This is a genomic window from Myxococcales bacterium, from assembly GCA_016720545.1.
Taxonomy (GTDB): domain Bacteria; phylum Myxococcota_A; class Polyangia; order Polyangiales; family Polyangiaceae; genus JAAFHV01.
Genome location: JADKKK010000024.1, coordinates 1 through 23,242, shown reverse-complemented (window position 1 = coordinate 23,242; position 23,242 = coordinate 1). Strand labels below are relative to the sequence as shown.

Annotated in this window: 19 protein-coding genes and 1 pseudogene; 10 read left to right on the top strand and 10 right to left on the bottom strand. The window is 71.8% G+C overall.

Features of this window, described 5'->3' with window-relative positions; translation table 11 throughout:
• Nucleotides 1-14: 14 nt before the first annotated feature.
• The 6 genes and pseudogenes from IPQ09_25805 to IPQ09_25780 form a co-directional block, all read right to left on the bottom strand.
• Nucleotides 15-383: a hypothetical protein gene (locus tag IPQ09_25805; GenBank protein MBL0197567.1), complete on the bottom strand. Its 369-nt coding sequence runs from the start codon at nucleotides 381-383 to the stop codon at nucleotides 15-17.
• A complete protein-coding gene (locus IPQ09_25800; GenBank protein ID MBL0197566.1) occupies nucleotides 380-1,213 on the bottom strand; it encodes an ATP-binding protein in 834 nt (277 codons plus the stop codon). The genes IPQ09_25805 and IPQ09_25800 overlap by 4 nt, the downstream gene beginning before the upstream one ends.
• A 120-nt stretch (nucleotides 1,214-1,333) precedes the next feature.
• Nucleotides 1,334-2,760 (bottom strand): annotated as a pseudogene (locus IPQ09_25795) (transposase).
• A gap of 91 nt (nucleotides 2,761-2,851) precedes the next feature.
• Nucleotides 2,852-3,466: a hypothetical protein gene (locus tag IPQ09_25790; GenBank protein MBL0197565.1), complete on the bottom strand. Its 615-nt coding sequence runs from the start codon at nucleotides 3,464-3,466 to the stop codon at nucleotides 2,852-2,854.
• A gap of 801 nt (nucleotides 3,467-4,267) precedes the next feature.
• A complete protein-coding gene (locus IPQ09_25785; GenBank protein MBL0197564.1) occupies nucleotides 4,268-4,912 on the bottom strand; it encodes a DUF4303 domain-containing protein in 645 nt (214 codons plus the stop codon).
• 326 nt (nucleotides 4,913-5,238) lie between these two features.
• Nucleotides 5,239-5,427: a hypothetical protein gene (locus IPQ09_25780; GenBank protein ID MBL0197563.1), complete on the bottom strand. Its 189-nt coding sequence runs from the start codon at nucleotides 5,425-5,427 to the stop codon at nucleotides 5,239-5,241.
• Between the two features lie 41 nt (nucleotides 5,428-5,468).
• On the opposite strand from IPQ09_25780, the gene IPQ09_25775 reads away from it, so the two are divergent.
• The 4 genes from IPQ09_25775 (at nucleotide 5,469) to IPQ09_25760 (ending at nucleotide 9,298) form a co-directional block, all read left to right on the top strand.
• Entirely contained in the window at nucleotides 5,469-5,885 is a 417-nt protein-coding gene (locus IPQ09_25775; protein MBL0197562.1) for a PIN domain-containing protein, read from the top strand.
• 338 nt (nucleotides 5,886-6,223) lie between these two features.
• Nucleotides 6,224-7,867 (top strand): hypothetical protein, encoded by a 1,644-nt coding sequence (locus tag IPQ09_25770; protein ID MBL0197561.1) that lies wholly within the window; start codon nucleotides 6,224-6,226, stop codon nucleotides 7,865-7,867.
• Nucleotides 7,868-8,013: 146 nt separating this feature from the next.
• Entirely contained in the window at nucleotides 8,014-8,556 is a 543-nt protein-coding gene (locus IPQ09_25765) for a L,D-transpeptidase family protein (protein MBL0197560.1), read from the top strand.
• A 49-nt stretch (nucleotides 8,557-8,605) separates the two neighbouring features.
• Complete coding sequence (locus IPQ09_25760) at nucleotides 8,606-9,298, top strand: DUF2293 domain-containing protein (protein MBL0197559.1); 693 nt, start codon at nucleotides 8,606-8,608, stop codon at nucleotides 9,296-9,298.
• A gap of 121 nt (nucleotides 9,299-9,419) precedes the next feature.
• Here the strand turns inward: IPQ09_25760 and IPQ09_25755 are convergent, their stop codons facing one another.
• Nucleotides 9,420-9,917 (bottom strand): hypothetical protein, encoded by a 498-nt coding sequence (locus IPQ09_25755; GenBank protein MBL0197558.1) that lies wholly within the window; start codon nucleotides 9,915-9,917, stop codon nucleotides 9,420-9,422.
• A gap of 86 nt (nucleotides 9,918-10,003) precedes the next feature.
• Nucleotides 10,004-10,708: a hypothetical protein gene (locus IPQ09_25750; protein MBL0197557.1), complete on the bottom strand. Its 705-nt coding sequence runs from the start codon at nucleotides 10,706-10,708 to the stop codon at nucleotides 10,004-10,006.
• A gap of 182 nt (nucleotides 10,709-10,890) precedes the next feature.
• Here IPQ09_25750 and IPQ09_25745 point away from each other — a divergent pair, with 182 nt between their 5' ends.
• The gene (locus IPQ09_25745) at nucleotides 10,891-12,345 is read left to right on the top strand and encodes a phosphodiester glycosidase family protein (GenBank protein ID MBL0197556.1); all 1,455 of its coding nucleotides are present in this window, start codon (nucleotides 10,891-10,893) and stop codon (nucleotides 12,343-12,345) included.
• Nucleotides 12,346-12,422: 77 nt separating this feature from the next.
• Here IPQ09_25745 and IPQ09_25740 read toward each other — a convergent pair whose 3' ends face one another.
• A complete protein-coding gene (locus tag IPQ09_25740) occupies nucleotides 12,423-13,130 on the bottom strand; it encodes a class I SAM-dependent methyltransferase (protein MBL0197555.1) in 708 nt (235 codons plus the stop codon).
• Nucleotides 13,131-13,189: 59 nt separating this feature from the next.
• Nucleotides 13,190-16,513 carry a serine/threonine protein kinase gene (locus tag IPQ09_25735; GenBank protein ID MBL0197554.1) on the bottom strand — a complete coding sequence of 1,108 codons (3,324 nt, stop codon included), beginning with the start codon at nucleotides 16,511-16,513 and terminating at the stop codon, nucleotides 13,190-13,192.
• A gap of 197 nt (nucleotides 16,514-16,710) precedes the next feature.
• On the opposite strand from IPQ09_25735, the gene IPQ09_25730 reads away from it, so the two are divergent.
• From IPQ09_25730 to IPQ09_25710, 5 genes are all read left to right on the top strand, one after another.
• On the top strand, nucleotides 16,711-17,454 hold the full coding sequence (locus IPQ09_25730) for an ABC transporter ATP-binding protein (GenBank protein MBL0197553.1): 744 nt from the start codon (nucleotides 16,711-16,713) through the stop codon (nucleotides 17,452-17,454).
• Nucleotides 17,448-19,820 (top strand): ABC transporter permease, encoded by a 2,373-nt coding sequence (locus IPQ09_25725; GenBank protein ID MBL0197552.1) that lies wholly within the window; start codon nucleotides 17,448-17,450, stop codon nucleotides 19,818-19,820. The genes IPQ09_25730 and IPQ09_25725 overlap by 7 nt, the downstream gene beginning before the upstream one ends.
• Before the next feature lie 3 nt (nucleotides 19,821-19,823).
• Nucleotides 19,824-21,071, top strand: a complete 1,248-nt coding sequence (locus IPQ09_25720) for an HlyD family efflux transporter periplasmic adaptor subunit (protein ID MBL0197551.1) — start codon at nucleotides 19,824-19,826, stop codon at nucleotides 21,069-21,071.
• Between the two features lie 94 nt (nucleotides 21,072-21,165).
• A complete protein-coding gene (locus tag IPQ09_25715) occupies nucleotides 21,166-21,837 on the top strand; it encodes a hypothetical protein (protein MBL0197550.1) in 672 nt (223 codons plus the stop codon).
• 106 nt (nucleotides 21,838-21,943) lie between these two features.
• A partial coding sequence (locus IPQ09_25710) for a protein kinase (protein MBL0197549.1) occupies nucleotides 21,944-23,242 on the top strand: 1,299 nt, incomplete at its 3' end.

Sequence of the window (23,242 nt, the reverse complement as noted above, 5' to 3'; positions counted from 1 at the left end):
TGATGGGTCGCGTGTCACGAAGAGTGAGGTTTGGCGGTCGAGCGGGGACACCCGGCCCCACCGCGACGGCGGGCCGTGGCGGTGGAGCGACGGTGCGCCTCTTCAGAAGTGGCTGAGGTGTCGGGTGCTCGTACGCGGGGGAGGTGGCCCACGAGGTCGGCGTGGTAGTCGACATAGCGGGCAGCGTCGCGGCGCAGGCGATGAAGCGAGCGGAGCAGGGCGAGGGCTCGCTGCTGCGAGGGGGCCTCGCCGGGTAGGCGGCCGAGGGACGCGGGGTGAGCGGCGCGGACGGCGGCGTCCGCGAGGTCGAGGACCACGAGCAGCGCTGCGACGGAGACGAGGTCCGGGAAGCGGCGCCGCGCCTCGAGGAGGTCTGGGCTCACTTTCGCCTCGCGACGCGAGCGGTGGGCTGGGGCGCGACGACCTCGAAGAAGAGCTTCTCGTCGATCCTCGGGGCCTCGCGCTCCGCGGCGGCGGTGAGCAACTCGTAGCCGATGTTCATGAGGACGCGGTAGTTGCCGGCGGCGTGTTCGGCCATGACGGTCCGCACCTCCGTAGACATCAACTGGGGGGCGCCAGCGACGTCGAGGACGTGATCGAGACAGGCGACGAGCTCGTCGCGCGCTGCGGGCTCGAGCTTGAGCCTTCGGCGGATGCGGGTACCGAGAGGCAGCAAGTCGGCCGACCGGAAGCGCTCGGGGAGCCGGGCGTCGCCGACGAAGACGACGGTCAGCAGCGACTGGGCGTCGAGATCTTTGCTGACGAGCAGGCGCAGCTCGGTGAGGACGTTGCCCAACATCTCCTGCGCCTCGTCCACGATGAGGACGGGCCGGAGCATCGTCGAGGAGAGATGCTCACTCCAGCGAGCGCGGAGCGACTTGAAGCCAGCCCAGTTGTTGTGGGTCTTGAGCGGCACCTCGAAGAGGCTGCTGAGCTCGCGGTAGAAGTCGGAGGCGCGACCGACGGGCCGCTCGACGATGCCCACGAGCAGGTCGGAGCGGCGGGCGAGGCGAGAGGCCAGGATGCGCATGGCCGCAGACTTCCCAGAGCCTGGGTCGCCCGTGATCATTGCGAAGCCACCGTCCGCGAGCCCAAACTCGAGGCGCCTGCAGAAGGTGTCGATCGCGGGCGTAGCGAAGAGCGCCTCGGTCGGTAGACCGGGGAGGAAGGGGTTGAATTTGAGTCCGTAAAGGGTCTTGAGTGTGGAGTTCATCGGTCACCTCGGTCGTCGGAGTCGTCGTGGTCGTCGTGAGTCGTCGTGGTCGTGATCTTCGTGCTCCGGAGCAACGGGTTCGGCGCCCGCCCCGCTCCCGTCGGCGGCGCCGCCCGCGTCCAGCGGCAGGTAGGCCGGCGGCAGCCCGGTCGCCGCGTACTCCGCCATCAGAACTCGCAGATGCGGCGCGATCCCCGCCCCGCGCGCGTCGCGAGCCAGGTCCTCGGCACGCTGAGGCACACCGAGCGGACGGCGAGCGCCGCTCGCGTTCTTGGCCTTGTCGAGCGGCAGCAGCGTCGCCAGGTGGGTGCCGTGTCGCGCGTCGACGAGGTCGGCGCTCGACAGGTCCCAGCGCGCGAAGCGCACCGTCGGCCGCAGCAGCACGCAGTAGCGCGCGGGCACCTCGAAGCGGACACCTTCGATGGTGATCGTCCCATCGCTGCGGCGCAGCGTGCGGACCTCTTCCTTGCGAAAGGCTCGACGCAGGACATCCATCGAGGGAGCCTCGCGCGCGACAAGCGGACCGCGCATGGCACGCTCGAGGGGAGTCGTGCCGAGCTCGCTGTGACGCTTGCGGTGGTAGTCGAGCTCCACCCACGCCTGCGTCGCCTCGTTGAGCTTCGAGAGCGTGAGCTCCGCCTCGCCCTCGAGCATCGCCATCAGGCGCCCCTCCACCAGCCCCCAGAAGCTCTCCTGCTTGCCATTCTGCTCAGGCGTGTACGGCAGCGTCGTGTGGTGCACGATCGAGAGACGCGCCAGCCCCTCGGTGCTCTCAGCGGCCATCATGGCCGAGCCGTTGTCCGTCAGCAGCGCGCGCGGCAGGCCCCGCTTGAGGATCGCCTGCGACAGGCCGTGCGCCCACGCCTCGGTCGTCTGATCCAGGTACCACTGCGCGTGACAGATCAGGCGCGAGGCGTCGTCCATGAAGGCCAATAGCTGAGGCCGCTTCAAGCTCCCGTCGGCGAGCGCGATGGCGCGCGAGCACTCGTGGAAGTCGGCGTGCCAGAGCCCGTGCACCTGGGTCACCTCGAAGCTGCGCCGCTCGCGCGGCTCGAAGGCCGACACCTCGCCGCGCTTGCGCTTGCGACGACGCTGTTTGACCATCCCCTGCTGGCGCATGTGACGCGCGATCGTCGCGGGGCTCGGCACCTCGCCTAGCGTCGCGTCCGCCTTCGCCAGCGCCGCGAGGTTCTGGTGGTGAAGCGCGTACGTCCAGCTCGGGTGGGCGCGGTACTGCACGGCGAGCGCCTCCCGCAACGCGGCCCCGAGCGATGGGCGCGTGCCCGCGTGTGACGGCACCTTGCGCGCGAGCGCGTCGATGGGGTCCGTCTTCGCGTTCCTCGCCGCGTAGTACCAACGCTCGATCGTCGACGCGCCGTAGCGCAGCGACTCGCGGGTCGTCGGGTGCTCCCAGCGCCGCGAAGCGAGCGCTTCGACGTGCTCGCGCAGCTCCCCACGTCCGGTGGGCAGGACAGCAATGGCCCCACGATCGTGAAGCGAAACCTCGCCCACTTCATCCGGGCTGACTCGTGGCTCTTGTCGTTCATCTCGGTCGTCCTCCTGCGCAGGTCCTCCTGCGCGTGTGCGACAACCCTAGAAATCAAGACGGTCCCGTCTACGACCGTCCTCTGCGTGCGGTCACCCAACCATCGCCGAACGTGCCCGTTCGGGGGGAACCGTCGCCGTCGTCAGTGGCGCCAGCAGCCGGTGCGTCGTCACCGCGCGCTCCGCCTCGGTGCCGTGCGCGGACCGCATCAGAGCCACAACCACGTTCGGGGCCACGGGGCCCGCCGACACGACCAGCGCCGCGACCAGCAGCGTCACGCTCGCGTCTTGCCTGAGCCGCCCCCAGTAGCCCTCCCAGCGCCTCGTCGTCTGCCGCGATGCCGCCGACGTCGACGCGACCGCTGGGGCTGCCCTCGACGCCACTCCGCGCAGGGCCGCCCACGCCACCATGACCCGCATCGCGTACACGAATCGGCCCAGGAACCGCACCGACGGCGGTGTCGCGCGCCTCCGGCAGCCACGCACCGAGCAGCACAGCGACAGCCGCGAATCGTACCGCCCGGCGATGGCCGCCCCTTCGCCGACCCCGCGGACCTTGCGCGGGTAGTTCGCCACGTCCAGCCGCCCCCCGCACCCCGGCCGACTGCACCGGCCGCTCCGCACCGCCCAGGCCGCCGCGACGTCGATCTCCAACAGTTTCGCGTGGAACTTGTCCTCGTCCGCGATCTCGCTCACCCTCTCCACCATCCGTCCTCCTCGACTCTCTCAGTCGGAGACGGACCCTCCCTGAACTCACCAATGGTGGCGAGTTTTCGGAGGGGCTTTGTCCATCGCCCCTCACGAAACGTGTCGCGAACGCCAAGCGGCCCCCTCAGTTCACAGGGGCGTGCTCACTACAGCGTCGCGGTCCCCCCGTGCCCCCCCCCCCCCCCCCCCCCCCGCCCCCCCCCCCCCCCCCCCCCCCCGGGCGGGCCCCCCCGCCCCGGGGCGCCCCTGGCCCGCCCCCGTTGGGCCCCCACGAGGTCGTCGAGCGAGTGCTCGATGCGGACACTGTCACCCCGAAGGAGCGTCCGGCTCGAGCGAGCAAGCTCGACCCGTACTTCAGCGGCGGCCTGAGAGAGATCCAATCACGGCGCACTCGCAGATCCACCCCGAGGCCTTGGGAAACGACAACGGCGGCGGGATACTGATCCACCGCCGCCGTAAGCGCGCCGTCGAAGAGGAGGTCAGGTCGCCGGCTTGGGCTCGCTGGCACGAGTCTTCGCGACGTGTTGCCGGTAGCTCGGGCCGTCGATGTCGATGCGGGCGCCGCGCTGCCGGGTTGGCAGCGCCTCCCCCTCGCTCACGACATCATCGTGCCGAGTCTGCACCGCCCGGCCCTCACCTACAGCGCCGCACATCTACGTCGACTGCGCCTCCCCTCGCTCGCGTCACCATCATGCCGAGTCCGTACCCGCTCCTCGCGTTCATGAGAGCCAACCTCTTGGCCAAGGCACGACAGCGATGACGGTGGGCCTCCCAGAAGGCACGAGAGAGATACGTCAGCTCTCACTGCGCCCAGGTCTTCGTCCAGCGCCGGAACTCGTCGACCACGGCCTTGTCGTTGAGGCGCTTGATCATCGCCAGCTCGCGCCGAGCGCTCGAATCGGTGTCCGACACCGCGAACACGAGCGTCACCCCCGCGAACAACCGATCCGAGCGTAGCGACTCGAGCACGCGCAAACACGTTTCGAACAGCGCACGCTTGAAGGTTGCGAAGCCGCGCGGGGCGGGCCGCGCGCGTAGTGGGCTGACGCCGGCGAGCGTCTTCGCATCCGCCTTCGACACGCCTTCGAAGGCGAGCGCCTGCGTGCGGACGTTCAGGCAGATCGCACGGAACGCGGCGTCCGCGCCCGTCGCCTCGTACTTCCACTCCGGCGTGGCGAACTTGTAGTACATGGCCTCGTCAGGATGCTGGCGCTGCATCGCGGCGAGGTGCTGGGTGGTGTTGATCGATGGGCACACCGTCATCGCGCCGTCGTCGCTGTAAAGGGCGAAGGCGCACAGCTGCTCTTCGGGGTGTGCCGACGCGATCTCCTTGAAGGCTTGCCTCGCGGCCCTGCGAACCTGGACCTCAAGAGCGGCGAAATCGAACGGCTTCGGGGGGATGACCATCGCGACATACTCAATCATTTGTTCGTGATCCTGGGTCACCGCGCGCGCGCCTTCGGCCGGGGAGCGTAGGAAGCGCTGGCAGGGTGGGGTAGGAAGGCCAAGGGCCGGCCACGTGTCCGGGCGGCGTCGCCGGGTTCGACTGTAGGTGAAATTCGGGGCGACGGCGTCCCGAAGGACGACGAGCCCATCGGCTCGCGACCTGTCACGCAAACGCGGGTTCGCCGAAGGCCTCCCTTGCGCCCGACGGGGCGTGGACCGCCTTGGGAGGCCTTCGACGCGACGTGCTTGGCAGACGCGCTCCACGACCGGCGGCGCCCGCGCAGAACGTCCGCGCTCTCAGCGCGCCGCTTGTCTCCACACTCCTACTATGGCAGGACTTGTTCATGACTGAGCCCGCAGCCAAGCTCTCCGTCAGCGTCCCCGGTGACCTCGCTCGCGCCGTACGCCGTCGCGTTGGGCCACGCGGGCTCTCCGGCTTCGTTGCTCGCGCCATCGCACACGAGCTCGAGCGCGAGCAGCTCTCCTCCTTCTTGGACGACCTCGAGCGCGAACATGGCCCCATCTCTCCCTCCGCCCTCGCTCAGGCTCGCAAGGCATGGCCCAAGCGCTAATCCTCGACTCCGAGGCCCTCAACGCCCTCGCAAACCCCTCCGCTCGGGCCTCTCTCTTTGAGCGCGCTCGCGCCATCCTCTTCGTCGCTCGCGACTCCGGCGCACTCGTCCGCGTTCCCGCTCCTGTCCTTGCTGAGCTCTACCGTGGTCCTCGCTTCGACGCTCCTCTCGACCACCTCCTCAACTCTCGCGGCATCCTCGTCTCCGACCTCTCAAGGTCCATCGCTCGCTCCGCCGGACACCTCCTCGCCAAATCCAAGCTCTCTTCCGCACACGCCGTCGATGCCTTCGTCGTCGCTACCGCCCTTTCCTTTCACTCCGCCGTCATCGCCACCGGCGACCCCACCGATATCCGACGCCTCGCAGCTCCCTTCAAACAGATTCACGTCTTTCCCCTGTGACCTGACCAACCAGCCCCTTCCACTGCGGTAACCGAATTTCATCCAGGCGCGTCATACAGCGTCGACTCTGTTGTCGAATTTGCTGACGTTCGTGGCGCCTCGAGGTTTTTTTTCGCCTAAAGGGTTCACATTCCCGCGCGCGCGCGCCTCTACCCGAGTCCATGCGAGATCGGCTCCACAGAGCCGACGAGGGAGAAGTCATGCGCCTCAGGCCGATCGTGCTTTGTTCCTTACTGATGGTCACGGGCGCCGCGGCGACCCATTGCGGAAGCTCCGAGCCCCCGCCCGGGACGACACAGCCCAGCTCCACTGACGCTTCTGGGGCCTACAAGGGCGCCATGGTCGGCGACGGCTTCGCGGCCGACCTCAAGCTCACGATCGGCGGTGCGGCGAACACGCGGTCGGTGCGCACGCTCGCCAACGGCGATCCCGTCACGGTGACGGGCACCCTCACGTCGAGCGCGCTCGGTCTGCCGATCACGCTCGAGGGCACCTTCGACCCCAAAAGCCAGACCGTGACGTTCCGTGGCTCGTCGCCGAAAGGAGAAATCTCCTTCTCGGGCAAGCTCGAGAGCGGCGTCATCACGGGTCCGCCGGCGACCACGCCCTTCGGCCCGGTGCCGTTCGTGCTGCTCCGGGAGCTCCTGGAGGTGCGCGTGTATTGCGGAGAGACCGCGGCTCCCGCGCGCGGCCTCGTCAGCGCGTTCACGTTCGGCGATCGCGCCGGGGCGGCCTACGCGCTCGCAGGCGGGCCCCGTGAAGTGCTCATCACCGGCACCTCTCGCGGGGGGGAGATCTCGGTCGAAGGGAACGGCGCGCGAGTGGCCGGCACGGCCCGCTCCGGCACCCTCACCGGCACGCTGACCGCTCCAAACGGCTCGGTCGGGGCGTTCACCGCGACGGAAGGCCGCTGCGCCACGCTCGTCGGCGCGCTGCTCGACGGCGGCGCTGAAGGGGGCGCCGAGGGCGGAGCCGAAGGCGGCGTGGACGCCGGGCCTCCCAGCGCGCCCGAGAAGGTGCTCACGGCCGCGGCGCCCGGCCCCGGGCTCATCGCGTTGGCGAACGGAACACTGTATTACGCCATCAACCACACGTACTTCAGCCAGAAGCTCGAGGTGGGTTCGGTGAAGACCGACGGGACCGGCGCGGCCGCCGTGATGCCCGTCAACGATCCCCTGACCGAGCCGCGGCAGTCCGCTCAAGGGCTGACGGCAGCCAACGGCAGGGTGTACGTGCTTGGCCCGTCCGACCCCCCCGGCGGCTCACCCCTCCTCTACTCGATGCCGGCGGGCGGGGGTGCCTTTACGACCCTCCCGCTCCAGGGCAGTCCGTCTTTCCGCGACTTCACCCAGTCTCTGGCGTCCGACGCGAGGGGCCTGTACCGCGGCGAGTGCTCGAGCTCCACGAACTCCGTCCGCGGGTACGACTTCACCGGAGCGTCGCAAGGCGCGCTGACGGGCCTCGTCAGCTCGTGCCTCGTCGTGTCGGACGGCACGACCGTATTCGCGAGCACGGGCACGGGCTTGATCCGCCTCGCGAACACCATCTCGAGCGACACGAGCTCGCCATCCTCCCTCCAGATCGCCGCGGCCGACACGTACCAAGTCAACGGCAGGAACTCGCTCATCTACGGATTGGCGGTGGACGCGACGCACGTGTACTGGAGCTCGATGAACAACGGAGAGAAGCTCGGGGCGATCTTCCGTAAGGCCAAGGATGGCGCGGGCGCGCCCGAGAAGCTCACGGCGGACGTCGGCGGTTTCATTCGAGGGTCGCTGGCGGTCGACGACACCTTCGTTTGGTTCACGCTCCTCCAAACGCAGGGGCAGACGGGCGCCACGGGCACGCTCATGCGCATCGCCAAGACGGCACGCGGCGGCGCCGCACAAAGCGTCGCCCCCGCGACGACGATCTCGGTCGTGAGCGACGGGACGTACACCTACTTCGCGTCGGGCAACGACCTCATGAAGGTCCGCAAGTAGGCAAGTAGGCAAGTAGGCAAGAGGCCGGGCGAGGAGCACCGCGGCCGCCCTCCGCCGGGGCGGCCCCCGCTTCCGCACCAATCCGATCTGGGTGCAGAACAACGGGCGCCGTGTCACGATCGGGGCGTCTCGTACGACGACCCGAAATGACCAAGGTCCGCCTCGCCACGCTCGCCGCGTTCGTCGCGCTCGCCGTTGCCCCCGAGCGCGACGCGAGCGCCGACGCCCCCGCAGTGCGCCTCGTCGTCCACAAAGCCGCGCGGACCCTCGTGGTCGTCAAGGCGGGCGCGCCTCCGCGCAGCGTCCACGTGTCTCTTGGCCCGAAGCCCACGGGCCCGAAGCGCGCACGAGGCGACGGCAGGACCCCCGAGGGTCGGTACGTCGTCACCCACAAGAACCCGAAGAGCCGCTTTCACTTGTCGCTCGGCCTCTCGTACCCCAACGCCGACGACGCGCGCGTGGGCTTGGCCTCGGGGCGCATCTCGAGGGCCGAGCACGACGCCATCCTCGCGGCGCTCGCGCGAAACCAGATCCCCCCTCAGGACACGGCGCTCGGCGGCGACATCTTCGTGCACGGCGGCGGCACCCAAGGCGACTGGACACTCGGGTGCGTCGCCATCGACGACGCTACGATGGACGATCTCTTCGCGAGCGTGCCCGCGGGCACCCCCGTCACGATCGAGCCGTGACGCGACGAGGGCGACGAAACGAACGACGCCAAGTAACCTGGCGACCACCATGTCGACCGGCACGCTCGTCCTCGCCCCCACGCCCGATCCCAGGGTGTTCCTCGCGCCGGATGGCACGCGCCTCCGCCCGCCCGAGGGTTGGGTGTGCCTCCCTCCGGGGGACGCGGGCCTCACGCGCCGGGTGAAGCTCGCGGGCCCGTCGTGGGCCGTCCTCGAGAAGCGGGGTCGCAAGTCGTTCTCGAAAGGCCTCTGGGCGCCGCTCGAGAACGTCGAGTCGGCGCGCGCCGCGCTCGAGGCGGAGCGCAGCACCGAGGGCTACGCCAAGAAGCGGCAGGCCGACGTCGCGCGGCGCGAGCGCACGCAGGCCCAATACGTGGTCACCTTCGAGCAAGAGGTCGCCGACTTCCTGCGCTTCTCGCCCAAGTGGCGCGAGCTTGGGCGCGCCTTGGCCCAGCGAGTGGCCGAGCACGCGACCCCAGTCGGGAGCGGCACCGTCGCGCGCACCAAACGCATCTCGGTGGCCGAGCGCGCGGAGGCCGCTGTGATCGCGTGGATGCGCCACCAGACCACCGTCTACGACTCGCTCGACATCCCGAGAGTGAAGGGCAAGCGCCGCGAGGTTCGGCGCGAGCTCGCGCAGCTGTCCCGAGGCGTGCTCGATCTTCACCGCCGCGACGATCCCCACGATCTGCGCGCGTGCTCGCTGTGCAAAGCCGTGGTGGGCCCCGTGCTTCCGAAGTGAGAGTCGGCACGAGTCGCTGCGCGCAGGACCTGACGGCCGCTATCCGCGAGGGGCGTTCGCCCGCCCGCCACGGCACATCCCGAGCTCGGCGCCGAGACGCAGACTCGCAGGTGTCGCAGCGTCAGGGCTGCCAGTCGCGGAACGCGACCGGGGCCCCGAGCGCCTTGCCGGGCGAGGGATGGCGCTCGAGCTGGTCGGCGAGCCACTCGTACCACTCCCCGAACATGGTCCCGAGCACCTCGCGACGCGCGAGCACATAAGGCTTCACGCGCCGAAAGCTGCCGCGCACGTAGCCGCCCACGAGGTGGTCGACCACGTGCAACGGGAGCAGCCGGTGAAAGACCAGCACGCCGAGGCTCTCGAGCGCGTGGGTCACCACGAACACCGCGGTCACGAGCTCGGGATCGGCGCGAATCACCGCTGGATCGACGCCGAGCGGCAGCTCGACGATGCGCGCGATGCTCCGCGTGAAGTCGGGTGTCTGGAGAGTGCGTACGAGCTCGACCGCGGCCGTGAGTGAGCGGGTCCGGCTCCACTGCCGGAGCGTGAGCGATCCGAACACGATGCCAGTGACCATGCTGGCCGAGGAGATCATCGCCGCGACTGTGGTGGGCTGCATGCCCCCGTTCTAGCAGGGGCGCGAGGGGACCGCGGGGGCCGCGCGTGACGGCCTCGAACCGCGGCGGGAGCGCGCGAGCGTGACGCTCAGCGGCCCACGACCACCTGGATCACCCCGAGGACGAGCACGACGAAGAGCACGGCGGCGCCGACGATCACGGGGATCTTTCGCTGCCGCGCCGAGTGGTCCGCGAGGGCCGCGTGCTGCATCGCGAACACGCCATGTTTGAGCCGGCGACGGGCGATCGCGCTGGCGTCCACGTGGTCCGACAGCAGGACCGTGGCGCCGCAGAACTGGCAGGCGACCTGCACGCTGCCGTCGTCCGGCACCGCGGTCCGAGCGCCGCACTTCCCGCACGGCGCGCCCGACGCGATGAGCGCCGTCAGCGCCTCGTTGCCGGCTATCTGCCGGGCCATGTCGAGCTCGAAGCGCTCTTGGTTGGGGATGTAGTCGTCAATCGACTGCACGCGGCCGCAGCCGCCGCAGGTGGTCGTCCGGACCTCGACGTCCAGCGACAGCGTGAGGGGCGCTTGGCAGTGCCGGCAGGGGGCGGCCCGCGTCGCCGCGCTTCCCCCTAGAAAACGTGGGCCCTCGTGCGCGCGCGCCGCCGCCGTGAGCGGGTCCGACCCCATGATCTGGCCCAGATGGGCAAGCAGCGCGTCGGCAGAGACCTGGGTCTTGCCCGCGTACTCGGCGGTCGAGAGCGGCACGCCGCAGGCGCGGCACGGGAACGTGGGGACCCGCAGGTCGTCGGGGAGCGGCGTGCTGCCCCCGCACCGCTGGCAGGTCACGCCCCTATCGCCCGTTCGTTGCCCTTGGTCCATGGCGCCCTGCCGCGGGCGTGGGGTCTCCCCGGGCCGCTGCGCTTGCATTATGCACGGTTCGAGCGAGACGCGTAGTGGCTTCCGCTCGACGTGCCGCGCGCCGGCCGCGTGGCCCGGACGTGACGGCGCGGACCGGCTACGATGAGGCCATGCGCCTCCACGTCGCCCCTGCCCTCCTCCCACTCGTCGCCGCGTGGGTCGCCTCGGTCGCGGGGCTCCGGCACGCGCGCGCGGCGGACGTCACCAAGCCCGTGGCCGACGGGGTCACGCTGGTGACCCGAACCACCTCGGCCCCGCTCGTCGCGCGCGTGCTCAAGGTCACGCTCGGCGCGCCCGGCGTGCACCTCGGCGCGACCACCTCGGCCCAGCGGCGGCGCACAACGTCGAGTTACGCGAAGCTGGTCGGGGCCGCGGCCGCGACGAACGGCGATTTCTTCTCGTATGCCACGTATGGCACCACGGGCCTCGCCGCCGGGGCGGGGGTGAAATGGGCGGACACGAAGGACGACTCGACGTCCGCGAACCTCGCGTTCGACGACGCCGGGAGGGTCGACTACTTCGACGCCTCACGCGTCGTCACGTTCGACCCCACGTGGATGAAGGGCGTCGTCTCGGGACACCCGCAGGTGGTCAACGCCGGCGTGGCGCTCGCGACGAACCCCGCCGCCGCCGCGTGCACGGCGCGGAACCCTCGCTCGGCCGTCGGGCTGTCACAGGATAAGAAGACGCTGCTGCTCGCCGTCGTAGACGGCCGCTCGTCGTCGAGCGTCGGCATGACCTGCACGGAGGTGGCCGCGCTGATGAGGTCCTTCGGCGCCTACGACGCGTTCAACCTGGACGGCGGAGGCTCGTCGACGCTGTATCTCCGTGGCTCGGGCGTCGTGAACCGCCCCTCCGACGGGAGCGAACGCGTCGTCGCGAACCACCTCGCGGTGTACGCCCCACGCCTCGGTTCGGTGGGCTCGGTGCGGGGGGTGGTGTTCGCCGATCCCGACCCGAAGAAGCCGCTCGAGAAGGCGCAGGTGTCGCTGGCAGGCGGCACCGACTCCGACACCACCGACGCCAGCGGTCGCTACGATCTCGAGACCGTACCTGGCAGCTTCACGGTGACGGCGAAGAAGCCGGGCTTCACACCGAAGAGCGTGCGCGTGACGGTCGCGGTGGGGGCGGACGTGACGCTCGATCTCGGCCTCAAGCCCGATCCCCTCGCCGACTTCGACGGCGACGGCGTGGTCGACGGCAAGGACAACTGCGACGAGGTAAAGAACCCTGACCAGGCCAATCGCGACGGCGACGACCTCGGCGACGCCTGCGACAAGGACGACGACGGCGACGACGTGGCCGACGAGGACGACAACTGCCCGGGGGTCGCAAACAAAGACCAGACGGACACCGACGAGGACGGCATTGGCGACGCCTGCGACAAGGCCGCGCCGCCGCCCACCGTCGACGGCGGGCCGGTCGATCCGGCGGGCCCCGTCGCGGCTGAAGGCGTCGGCGCCGAGGCTGGTTGCCACGTCGGCTCGGGGCGGAGCGGCGTGGGCGGCGCGGGCGTGCTCTTGGCGGCCGCGCTCGCGTGGCGCCGGCGTCGAGCCCGCCCCTGAGCCTCGGTGGCCGCGCGCAGTGGCGACGGCCACGACGAGCCGCGGCTCTAGCTTAGTTAGTTAGTTAAGTTAGTTAGTTAGCTTCGCTCGGCGAGCGGTGCGCGCGACCAGAGGCCCGTGCACTCGGGGACGCGCGACCAGCCCGCGCGCGTGACGCGCTCCGCAAACGCCTCGCCGAAGAAGCCGCCGCACACGGCCGCGGCGGTAGCGACGTCCGGGAACACGTAGTCGGTGCGGATGGCGCGGCGGGTGAACCCTTGCTCCTCGAGCCAGCCGAAATAGTCGGCCAACGCGGCGTTCGGCGGCGCAGGCTCCTCGCTGCCGGTGCCGAGCGTCTCGATGATGACCATCGTGCCGCCGGGCCGCAGGCAGCGGCTCATCTCGCAGAGGCACGCGCCGATCGCCTCGCGCCAGTCGTCGGCGCGCCACGTCCGCTGGTGACCGAGCACCCACCCGGCGAGCACGAGATCGGCGGAGGCAGACTCCACGGGCAGGGCGTCGGCGCGGCCCTCATGGAGCTCCCACCCGCCGTGCCCCGAGGCCTCGAGGTGCCGGCGCGCCACGGCCAGCATCGCCGGCGCCGGCTCGACCCCGACGACACGCCTCGCGCGGCCGACGAGGAGGCGCGCGAGGCGACCCGTGCCCGTGCCTACGTCGAGCACGTCGAGGCCCGCGACGGGCACCACGGCCTCGAGGGCGGGCAGCAGGTTGCCGTCGGCGTCCTCGGCACCGACGAGGCGATCGTAGTCCTCCGCGCGCTCGCGGTAGATGCGCTGGTAATCCATGGTGCTCTCTCGCCGGCGGCTCCTCACGAGCCGCGCTCCGTGGCGCCTCTCCCAGGCCGCTAGATCGACGCGGCGAACTCGCGCCCGAACTCGAGTGGCGTCGGTCGATGCGCGGGATCGCGCAGGGTCGCCGCCCGCAGCAGCCTCGCGACCCGCGCTGGGAACGGGTGGAGCCGCGAGGCGTCCTCCAGCGGATCGCGCCGCATGTGCGCGATGATGCGATCGCGCTGGCTCTCGATCTCGTCGAAGAACGCCCGCCCAGTGGTGACGGTGTAGAGGGTGCCCGCGAGGGCGTACACGTCCGAGCGGGGGTCGAGCTCCACAGGATCGAGGACCTGCTCGGGCGCGATGTAGCCTGCCGTCCCTGCGACGAAGCGTCCGCCCGCGTCGGCGGGAACGCGGGTCGCGCGCACCATGCCGAAGTCGATGACCACGGTAGCCAGCGGGTGAACGAGCGACGAGTCGCGGTGTTTCGCGGGGTCGAAGCGCACTCCGCCAGCGAGAGGCAGGCGCAGCCAGAGGTTGGCCGGCTTGACGTCGCGGTGGACGAGGCCGGCCGTGTGGAGGGCCGAGAGCCCCGCGCACGAGTCGAGCACCACCTGGCGCAGTTCGGGGAGGGTCATGAGCCCGGCCGACGCGTACTCCTTGAGATCGGCGCCGATGAGGTACTCGAGCACGAGGAACGGCACGCCGTTCGACACGCCGCGATCGATGATGTTGGCGACGTTCGGGTGGTAGAGCCCGGCGAGCACCCGGGCCTCCTCCACGAAGGACGTGAGGATGCCCTCGCGCTCGACGTCGGTGGCGTTGGCCAGCGCGTCCGCCTTGGGGATCTTGAGGACGAAGAGCCGATCGGCGCCTGGCTTGCGGACGAGCCACACCGTGCCGATCCCACCCTCGCCGAGGGGCTTGATGAGCTCGTAGCCCTCGATCGACTTTCGCTCGGGCTTCTTCGGCGACGCGGGCGCGGGCGTCCGCGAGATCGCGCCGCGCACGGCGGCCTCGAGCAGCGCCGAGGCGACCGGTCCGAGCGACGCGAACCACACGTCGAGCATCGACAGCTCCCGGGCCCGCACGGCGCGCGCGACCAGCGCGGCCACGCGGGGCGCGTTCTCGGTGGCGCTCCGCGTGAGCGAGTCCTGCGCGCTGCCCGCCGTGGCGGGGTGGAGCGCCTTCACCGGATCGGCGAGCGCGCCGTGCAGTCGATCACCCGCGAGCACGAGCTCGAGCGCCATGGCGTCGAGATCGGCGCGCGGTCCGCTCGCCTGGCCGAAAGCCGCGAGGCTCTCCGCGAGCGCCGCGAGCGCGTGGGCGAGCTCGGTGTCCTCGGCGTGGAGCTTCGCGAGGGCTTGGGCGGACGCCGCGCCCCACGCCCCATCGGGGGAGCCCGACGCCACCGCCGTGCGCAGCGCCTCGGCCTGCCCACAGCAGGTGTCGAGCGCGGCGGGCGACATCATGGGGAGCGCGATGCCGAGCTGCAGAAGCATCGCGGGGCGATCGATGATGAGGCCCCACCAGGCCGCGAACGGCCCGAGCCAGCGCACGTCGTCGACTTCGCCCAGCGCCGTGCCGCGCGTGATGTCGACGAGCCGCCAGAACAGCGCGCTGAGCGCGCTCTTCAGGGGCCCGGAGAGCTCGCGCGAGCCGTCGGCGAGCCCCTCGATCTTGCGGAGCCAGAGACACGTGTCGTGGGCCGTGGGGCCGCGCCCCGGGCCAAGCTCCGCGTCTTCCCCGCAGGCGTCGAGAGCGTACCCGCCGAGCCGCACCGCCAGCACCTCGAGCGGCAGCGCGGTCTGCTCCGGATCGGCCCCGCCCTCGCCCTGGCGACGTTCTTTGACGAGGTCCAGGATCTCGGCCGGCGCCTGCGCGATGGCCTTCCAGGTCTCGTCGAGGTTGGGCTCGTCGAGGGCCTCGCCTGAGGGGTGGGTCGCGAGCATCGGCGCCCACAGGCGGAGCGCGAACGTCCGGGCCGCGCCCTCGACCGCGTTGACCGCGGCGGCGCGCTGGCGCAGCTTTGCGCGCCCCAGCGCGAGCTTCTTCGCTTCGTGGAACGTGGACGTGAGGGAGCTCGCGAACCGCGCCGCGCGACCGTCTGCCTCCTCGTCGTCGTACTGCGCTGCGAGCCGCGCGAGGTTCTCGATGCCGAGCTCGATGTCGAGGGGATCGCGCTCGGCGGCGTCGAGGACGTCCGTGACGGCGGTCACCTCGATCCACCGGCGCACCTCGTCGAGCGAGGTTGGACGCGCGGCGCGGGCCATCGCGCGGAGCGCGCGGAGCGGCGCGACGATCTCGGGGTCGCGCGTCTCGCGGCGAAACAGCGCGCCGAGACCACGGGCGAGGGCGCGGGCGGTGATGGCGCCGCCGTCTCCCTTCAAGATTCGCTTCGCGAGCCGGTTCCAGATGTCTCGGCGCTCGAAGAAGAGGTAGGGCGTCGCCGCGGCGATCGCCGCGAGCACCCACGGCTCTTCGTCGCGCGAGTTGATGATCGCGATCAGCTGGCCGGCGAGGAACCCGAAGCGCTCGGCCGGCAGCGAGGCGAACGCCGTCATCGCGCGCTGCCGCAGGATGAGCGAGGAGCCCTGCACCCAGTCGAGCAGCGTGCCCTGCAGCTGCTCGACCGGCCCCGTGAGGCGCCCGAGCGCGCGCGCTGCGTGCACCCACACGAGCGGCTCGGGGTGCAACAGCAGGGGCTGAAGGAGCTGGAGCGTGCGCCCCACGAGCTGGGGCGAAGTCGTCGCCGGCATGCCGGTCACGCCCACCTCGAGGCACCGCGCCGCGAGCACGCGCCCACGGAGCGAGCCGCGCGCGGGCTGGTGGATCATCACCTCGAACGTGGAGGTGGTCCCCCAGAGCCAGGGGCCGAGCTCGGGCACGGAGAGCGCGCTGGCCCCCGCTTCCCACAGGAGGAGCTGGAGGCGCGCGAGCGCCTGCGCGTTCTCGGGGAGCACGAGGGCCTCGCCGGTGCCGAGCAGGGGCGTGCACGCCAGCGCGTCTTGGAGCGGCCCCTCGACCACGCGGGCGCGCACGGCGTCCACGAGGGCAGCCTCGGGGAGCGTCCCGGACGCGAAGGCCCGGCGGAGCAGCGGCGCGAGCGTGAGGTCGCGGCGGCCGGAGCACGCCGTGCACCACGCGAGCAGGGCGGGCCCCACGCGCGTATCGAAAAGCTCGGCCAGAGCGCTCGCGTCGGCCTCGGCCGCGTCGGAGAGCGCGACCCCGAGCTCGTCGACGAGCATCCGGACGTTCTCGGGCATCGACGAGGCCCCGGAGAGCGCACCGAGGCCGTCCTCGCGCCAGCGGCGCCGCACCGTCTCCCACACCTCCGGGCGGCCGTCGAGGGCGGTCGTGAGCGCGGAGAGAGCGGTGGAGGCCGGATCGATCGACATCGGTTGCCGGATCGTACGGCAACGCTCCGGCGGTGACCAAGAACCTGGAACTGAGCGCCGAGGGGGCGAACGGACGTCTAAGGCGGCCCCGAGCCGAAGGCGAGGTGTCGCGATCAACGCGAACGCAGACTCTGCGCGGCGCGCACGGCGTGCGCTCCCTTGGCGCCGCTTCGCCCAGCCAGCCCGCTGGGCACGCGATGTGCTGCGATCGGCCCGTGCCCTCCCCGCCGTCCCCCGCGGGCCCCGTCCTCGAAGCGCGCGGGCTCACAAAAACCTACACGATGGGCGCCGTCCAGGTGCACGCGCTCGGTGGCGTGGATCTCACGCTGGTCCCGGGCGAAATCGTGGTCCTCCTGGGCGCCTCCGGCAGCGGCAAGTCCACCCTGCTGAACCTCCTCGGGGGCCTCGACGCGCCCACCCGCGGCGAGATCCGCTACCGCGACAGGGTCCTCGGAGGCGCCGACGAGCGCGAGCTCACGCGCTATCGACGCGAGCACGTCGGGTTCGTCTTCCAGTTCTACAACCTCATCCCGAGCCTCACCGCGCGCGAGAACGTACAGCTGGTCTGCGACCTGTCGGACGACCCGATGACCCCCGAGGCCGCGCTCGCCCTCGTGGGCCTCGGCGGGCGGATGGATCATTTCCCCGCGCAGCTCTCCGGCGGCGAGCAGCAGCGCGTGGCGATCGCGCGGGCCGTGGCGAAGCGCCCCGACGTGCTCCTCTGCGACGAGCCCACCGGCGCGCTCGACTGTACGACCGGGCGGCTCGTGCTCTCGGTCATCGAGCGCGTGAACCGAGAGCTCGGCACCACGGTCGCCGTCATCACCCACAACGCCCCCATCGCGGCCATGGCCGATCGGGTGATCGTGCTCTCCGACGGCCTCGTGAAGAGCGAAACCACGAACCCCACGAGAGCCGCCGCGGAGCATATTTCGTGGTGATCAGGGCCCTGTCGCGGAAGCTCCTGCGCGATCTCGTGCAGCTCCGCGCCCAGCTCTTCACCATCGCGCTCGTGGTGGCGTGTGGGGTCACGTCCTACGTGGCGACCGTGGGCACCTTCCGGGCGATCGAGGGCGCGAAGGATCGCTTCTACGAGGCCCACCGGTTCGCCGACGCGTGGGCGCCGCTCGAGCGCGCGCCGCGCTCCGCCAAGGCGCGCATCGAGGAGATCCGCGGCGTTCAGACGGTGGAGACGAGGATCGTCACGAGGGTCGCGATCTCGATGCCCGCGCTCCGCGAGCCGGCCTCGGCCGTGCTCTCGTCGCTCCCGCCGAGCGGCGTACCGGCGCTGAACGCGGTCTACCTTCGCCGCGGGCGCCTCCCCGATCCGACGCGCACCGACGAGGTGGTGGTGAGCGAGCCGTTCGCGAAGGCCCACGGGCTCGAACCAGGAAGAAGCACGGTAAGCGCCGTGATCGAGGGCGAGCTGCGCGTGCTGCGGGTGGTGGGCGTGGGGCTCTCGCCCGAGCATGTGTTCACGCTCTCCGAGATGATGTCCGCGCCCGACGACAGACGGAGCGGCGTCCTGTGGATGAGCGAGCCCGCCCTCGCCTCCGCGTGCCGCATGGAGGGCGCGTTCAATGACGTCGCGGTCCGCCTCCAGCCCGGCGCCTCGGTCGACGGGGTCGTGACCGAGCTTGACCGCGCGCTCGTCCCCTTCGGCGGCCGCGGCGCCTACGCACGCAAGAGCCAGCCCTCACACCGGACGGTCACCGGCGAGCTCGCCCAGCTCGAGGGCTTCTCTTCGGCGGTCCCCGTCATCTTCCTCGGGGTGGCGGCGTTCTTGCTCAACGTGGTGCTCGCGCGCGTCGTCGAGCTCCAGCGAAACCAGATCGCCGTGCTGCGCGCGCTCGGGTACCACGGCAGCGAGATCGGCCTGCACTTTCTCCAGCTCGTGGTGGTCGTCGTGCTCGTGGGCGCCGCGCTCGGGGTGCCCGTCGGCGCGTGGGTCGGGCGCGCGTGGACGCAGATCTACCAGCCCTATTTCCGCTTCCCGGCCCTCGAGTTCGCGCTCGACGCGCGCACCGTGGCGATCGCCGTGCTCTCCACCCTCGCCGCCGCGCTCGTCGGCGCGCTGCGCACGGTGCGCGCCGTCGCGAGCCTCTCGCCGGTCGAGGCGATGAACCCTCCGCCGCCCCCGCTGTTCGGCACGTCGCTCGCCGACCGCCTCGGTGTGCTCCAGCTGCTCTCGTCCTCGGCGCGCATGGTGGCGCGCGAGACCCTCCGGCGGCCGTGGCGGCTCTCGCTGTCCGCGTTCGGCATCGCGCTCTCGATGGCCATCGTCGTGGTGGGGAGGTTCCAGTCCGACGCGGTCGACGAGCTCCTCAAGATGCAGTTTGGCATGATGACGCGCGAGGACCTCTCGGTCGCGCTCCGGCGCCCCGTGCGCGTCGACGAGCTCCAGTCTTTTCGCAGCCTACCGGGCGTGCGGCACGCGGAGGGGGAGCGCGCGGTGCCCGTGCGCTTCCGTAGCGGGCGCAAGTTCCGCGACGGCGGCCTCACGGGCCAGCTCCCCGGCGCCGACCTGCGCCGCGTCGTGGAGTGGCCCGGGCGGTACGTCCCGCTCGAGGCCTCGGGCCTCGTCGTGAGCCGCAAGCTCGCCGAGGTCCTCGGCCTCCACGTGGGTGATCTCCTGGAGGTCGAGGTGCTCCTCGGCCGCCACGCCCGCGGATCGCTGCGTGTCGTCCGCCTCATCGACGACCTCGCGGGCCTCGCGGCCTACGCCCCCCTGGAGACCGTGGCCGACCTGCTCGGCGAGGAGCCCACGATCTCGTCGGTGTACCTCCAGACCGACCCACGCGAGGAGGCGGCGCTCGACGCGAGGCTGCGCGCCATGAGCAACGTGGCCGGCGTGGGAAAGCGCGGCGAGACGCTCGCGGCCATCGAGCGCCAAATGGCTGAATCCATGAGTGTTTTTACCACCATCATCACCCTGTTCGCGGCCATCATCGCGGTGGGGATCGTCTACAACAACGCGCGCGTGGCGCTCTCGTCGCGCGCGCGCGAGCTCGCGAGCTTGCGCGTACTGGGCTTCACGCGGGCCGAGGTGTCGTCCATCCTGCTCGGCGAGCTCGCGCTTCAGGTCGTCCTCGCCCTGCCGCTCGGGGCGCTCCTCGGGCGCGCGCTCGCCGTCGCGATGCTGAGCACGGTCGACCCGGAGCAGTACCGGTTCCACCTCGTCATTTCGACGCGCACGTACCTGTTGGCGGCGCTCGTGGTGGTCGCCGCGTCCGCCGCGAGCGCTCTCGCGGTGCGACGGCGCATCGACGCGCTCGACCTCATTGGTGTCCTCAAGACCCGGGAATGATCCATGTCGCCGAACCCGTCAGCCACCGCCAAGAGCCGCGCTCTCTCTCTCCTCGCGCGCCGAGTCGCACTCGGCCTCGGGGGCGCGGGCGCCGTCGCCCTCGTCGTGTGGGCCATGCGCCCCAAGCCGCTCCCGGTGGAGCTCGCGCCCGTCACGCGAGGCGCGATGACCGTCACCGTCGACGAGGACGGCACCACCCGCATCAAAGACCGCTACGTGGTGTCCGCGCCGCTCCTCGCGAACGTCGCGCGCATCGAGCTCGCGCCGGGCGACGCCGTGAAGAAGGGCCTCGTGCTCGCCCGGCTGCTCCCGATCGAGGCGCCACTGCTCGACACGCGCTCGCGCTCGGGCGCGGAGTCGCGCGTGCGCGCCGCGTCGGCGGCCGAGCGGCAAGCCCACACGGGCATCGAGCGGGCGAAGGTCGCGCTCGAGCTCGCGAAGAAGGACCACGACCGGGTCCTCGCGCTCGCGCAGAAGAACGCGATCCCCGCCGCCGACGTCGAGCGATCGGAGTACGCCCTGCGCAGCCGCCGCGAGGAGGTCGCGAGCGCCGAGCTCGGCGCGGCCGTGGCCGACCACGAGCTCGAGGTCGCGAGCTCCGCGCTTCGGCGCACCACCGCGACCCGTGGCGGGAAGGCCGGCGGGGCCGGCGCGGGTGAGCAGTTCGAGGTCACCTCGCCCTCCGACGGGCTCGTGCTCCGGGTGCTCCACAAGGAGGGCGTGGCCCAGCCGGGGGCCCCGCTGCTCGAGGTGGGAGACCCGGCCGCGCTCGAGGTCGTCGTCGACATCCTCACCGCCGACGCCGTGCACGTGCGGCCCGGCGCCAAGGTGCGGCTCGAGCGGTGGGGCGGGGAGCACGCGCTCGCCGGCCACGTGAAGAGCGTGGAGCCGTCGGCCTTCGTGAAGCTCTCGGCCATGGGCGTGGAAGAGTCGCGCGTCAACGCCGTGATCGATCTCGACGACCCGCGCGAGCGCTGGCGAGCGCTCGGCGACGGCTACCGGCTCGAGGCGCGCATCGTCGTGTGGGACACGGCCGACTGCCTCAGGGCCCCCGAGGGCGCGCTCTTTCGGCGCGACGAGGGGTGGGCGACGTTCGTCGTGAAGGCCGGCGTGGCGGAGCTCCGGCGGGTGAAGCTCGGGCGCCGCAACGGCGACGTGGCCGAGGTCCTCGAAGGCCTCACCGCCGGCGAGTCGGTCGTGCTGCACCCGAGCGAGAAGCTGGTGGAGGGCAGCCGCGTCGTCGCGTACTAAATCGCCCATTCGCGTTCGCGTGCACACTGCACGCGTATGAAACGCCGCGGTTGTGCTTGCCGCGCGCGCGCGTGGGCCCCATCCTCGACGCCGCATGTGGTCGTCCGTCTACGCGAGCGCTTGGCACCACCCGGGGGTCGCGTGGCTCGCGCTCGTGCTCGGAGCGCTCGCGCTCGCGTCCCGCCTCCGCTTTCTCGGCGCTTACCTGCTCGTCTTCGGCGTCGAGCTCGCGGCCGACGCGCTCGCGGGCGCGCCGTTCGTGCACCTGCCCTCGGCCCTCGGCAGCGTGCTCGGCGTGGCGTTCGTCATCGCCGGCGATCTCCGACTCTTCGTCGTCGTCGAGCGCTGCGTGAGCCGTCGCGGCCTCGACGCGCGGGCGGTGGGTCTCGCGGTCGCGAGCGCCCTCGTGGTGCCGATCGCCTCGGCGGTCGCGCGCCTCGCCGTCCCCGCGGTCGCCGCGAGCGAACGCGTGCAATACCTCGTGTACGAGGCGATGTTCGTCGCGCTCGCCCTGGTGTGGCGGCTCGGGGTGCTTCCGGCGAGGCTCCGCGAGGCGACGCCCGAGGCGCGGCGCTGGGCGCTCTCGGCGACCACGTTCGTGCTCGCGCAGTACACGCTCTGGGCCACCGCCGACGTGCTCATCCTCGCGGGCCGCGACGTCGGCTTCGCCCTCCGCCTCGCGCCCAACGCCCTCTACTACGCGCTCTTTCTGCCGTTCGTCTACGCGACCGCGCCCGCCAGCGAGCGCGCGCTCGGCCCGGCCTGAGCGCGGGCGACGTGCAGAGCTGCCGCGAGCTCGCGCCGTCACGCGGGTGCTGGCGCGACGACCGGCCGCCTTGACCGCGTGGAGGCGCTGCGAAAGGATTCGCGCCATGGGAATTCCGAGGCTGGAGGCCGGCTCGCTCTTCGCAGGCGAGCTCACCGTGGTGCGCCCGCTGGTTTCTGGCCGGGTCGATGGCGGGGTGTCCAGCGGGGACGGCTCGACCTACCTCGTCGAGCACCGGAGCACGGGCAGCCAGCGGGCGCTGAAGCTGCTCGATCCCGAGCTCGTGGGCCAGGACGCGGCCGCGGGCGCCCGCGAGCGCTTCGAGCAAGCGGCCCACGCGGGCGCCCGCGTGGAGAGCGACCACGTCGTTCAGGTCGTGGACGCCGGGGTCGACGCCGCCACCGGCGCGCCCTGGCTCACGATGGAGCTGCTCCGCGGCGAAGACCTCGCCACCCGCATGACGCGGGGCCCGGAGAGCTTCACCGCGGCCCGCGAGATCGTCACGCAGCTCTGCCACGCCCTCGCGGCGGCGCACGAGACCGGGATCGTGCACCGGGACCTGCGCCCCGAGAACGTCTTCCTCGCAGCGCCGCGGCGCGAGGGCATCCCGTTCACCGTGAAGGTGCTGGGGTTCGGCCTCGCCACCTTCGCCGCAGGATCGGGCTCGCGGCCCAGCGCTCCTGGCGCGACCCTGTGGGTCGCTCCCGAGGAGGACGCGACCGCCGCGCTCACCCCCGCGGCCGACCTGTGGAGCCTCGGGCTCCTCGCGTACTTCGTGCTCACGGGCCGGCCGTTCTGGCGAGGGCGCCCCACCGACGCGCCGGCGGCGCTGCGGCGCGAGATCGGCCTCGAGCCGCTGCCGAGCGCCACCGAGCGGGCCGGCGAGTCGGGCGTGGGCTCGCTGCTCCCGAAGGGGTTCGACGCGTGGTTTCGCCGGTGCGTGTCGCGCGAGCCCGGCGCTCGGTTCGCCAGCGTTCGCGAGGCCCGCGCCGCCTTCGACGCCCTCGCCCCAAGCGCCGAGGATCGCCCCTCGAACCCGGACCGCGCGCCGCTCCCCGTGCCCGCGAGCCCCGCGTACCGCCGCCGGTCACGGGTTTCTCCGCGCCTCCCGTCCCCGCCGGCGCCGCCGCTCGCCGTTTCGGCACCCGGCGCCCGGGTGGCCGCCCCTCCGCCGCAGGCTACGGGCAGCTCGGCCGCCCCGTGGCTGGCGCTCGGCCTCCGCCGGGATGCTCATCGTCGCTGGGCGGTAGCCTCGCCGGCTTCGTCGCGTACCGAAAGCGCGCGCGCTAGCCCAAGCCGACGCCCGTGCTGGCCACTGGAGCGACGTCGACTCCCCGTGCCGGTCACCTCGCGAGACCCCGTGTGGGGTGAGCGCGACGCGCCGGTCACGCTGGTCGAGTTCTCG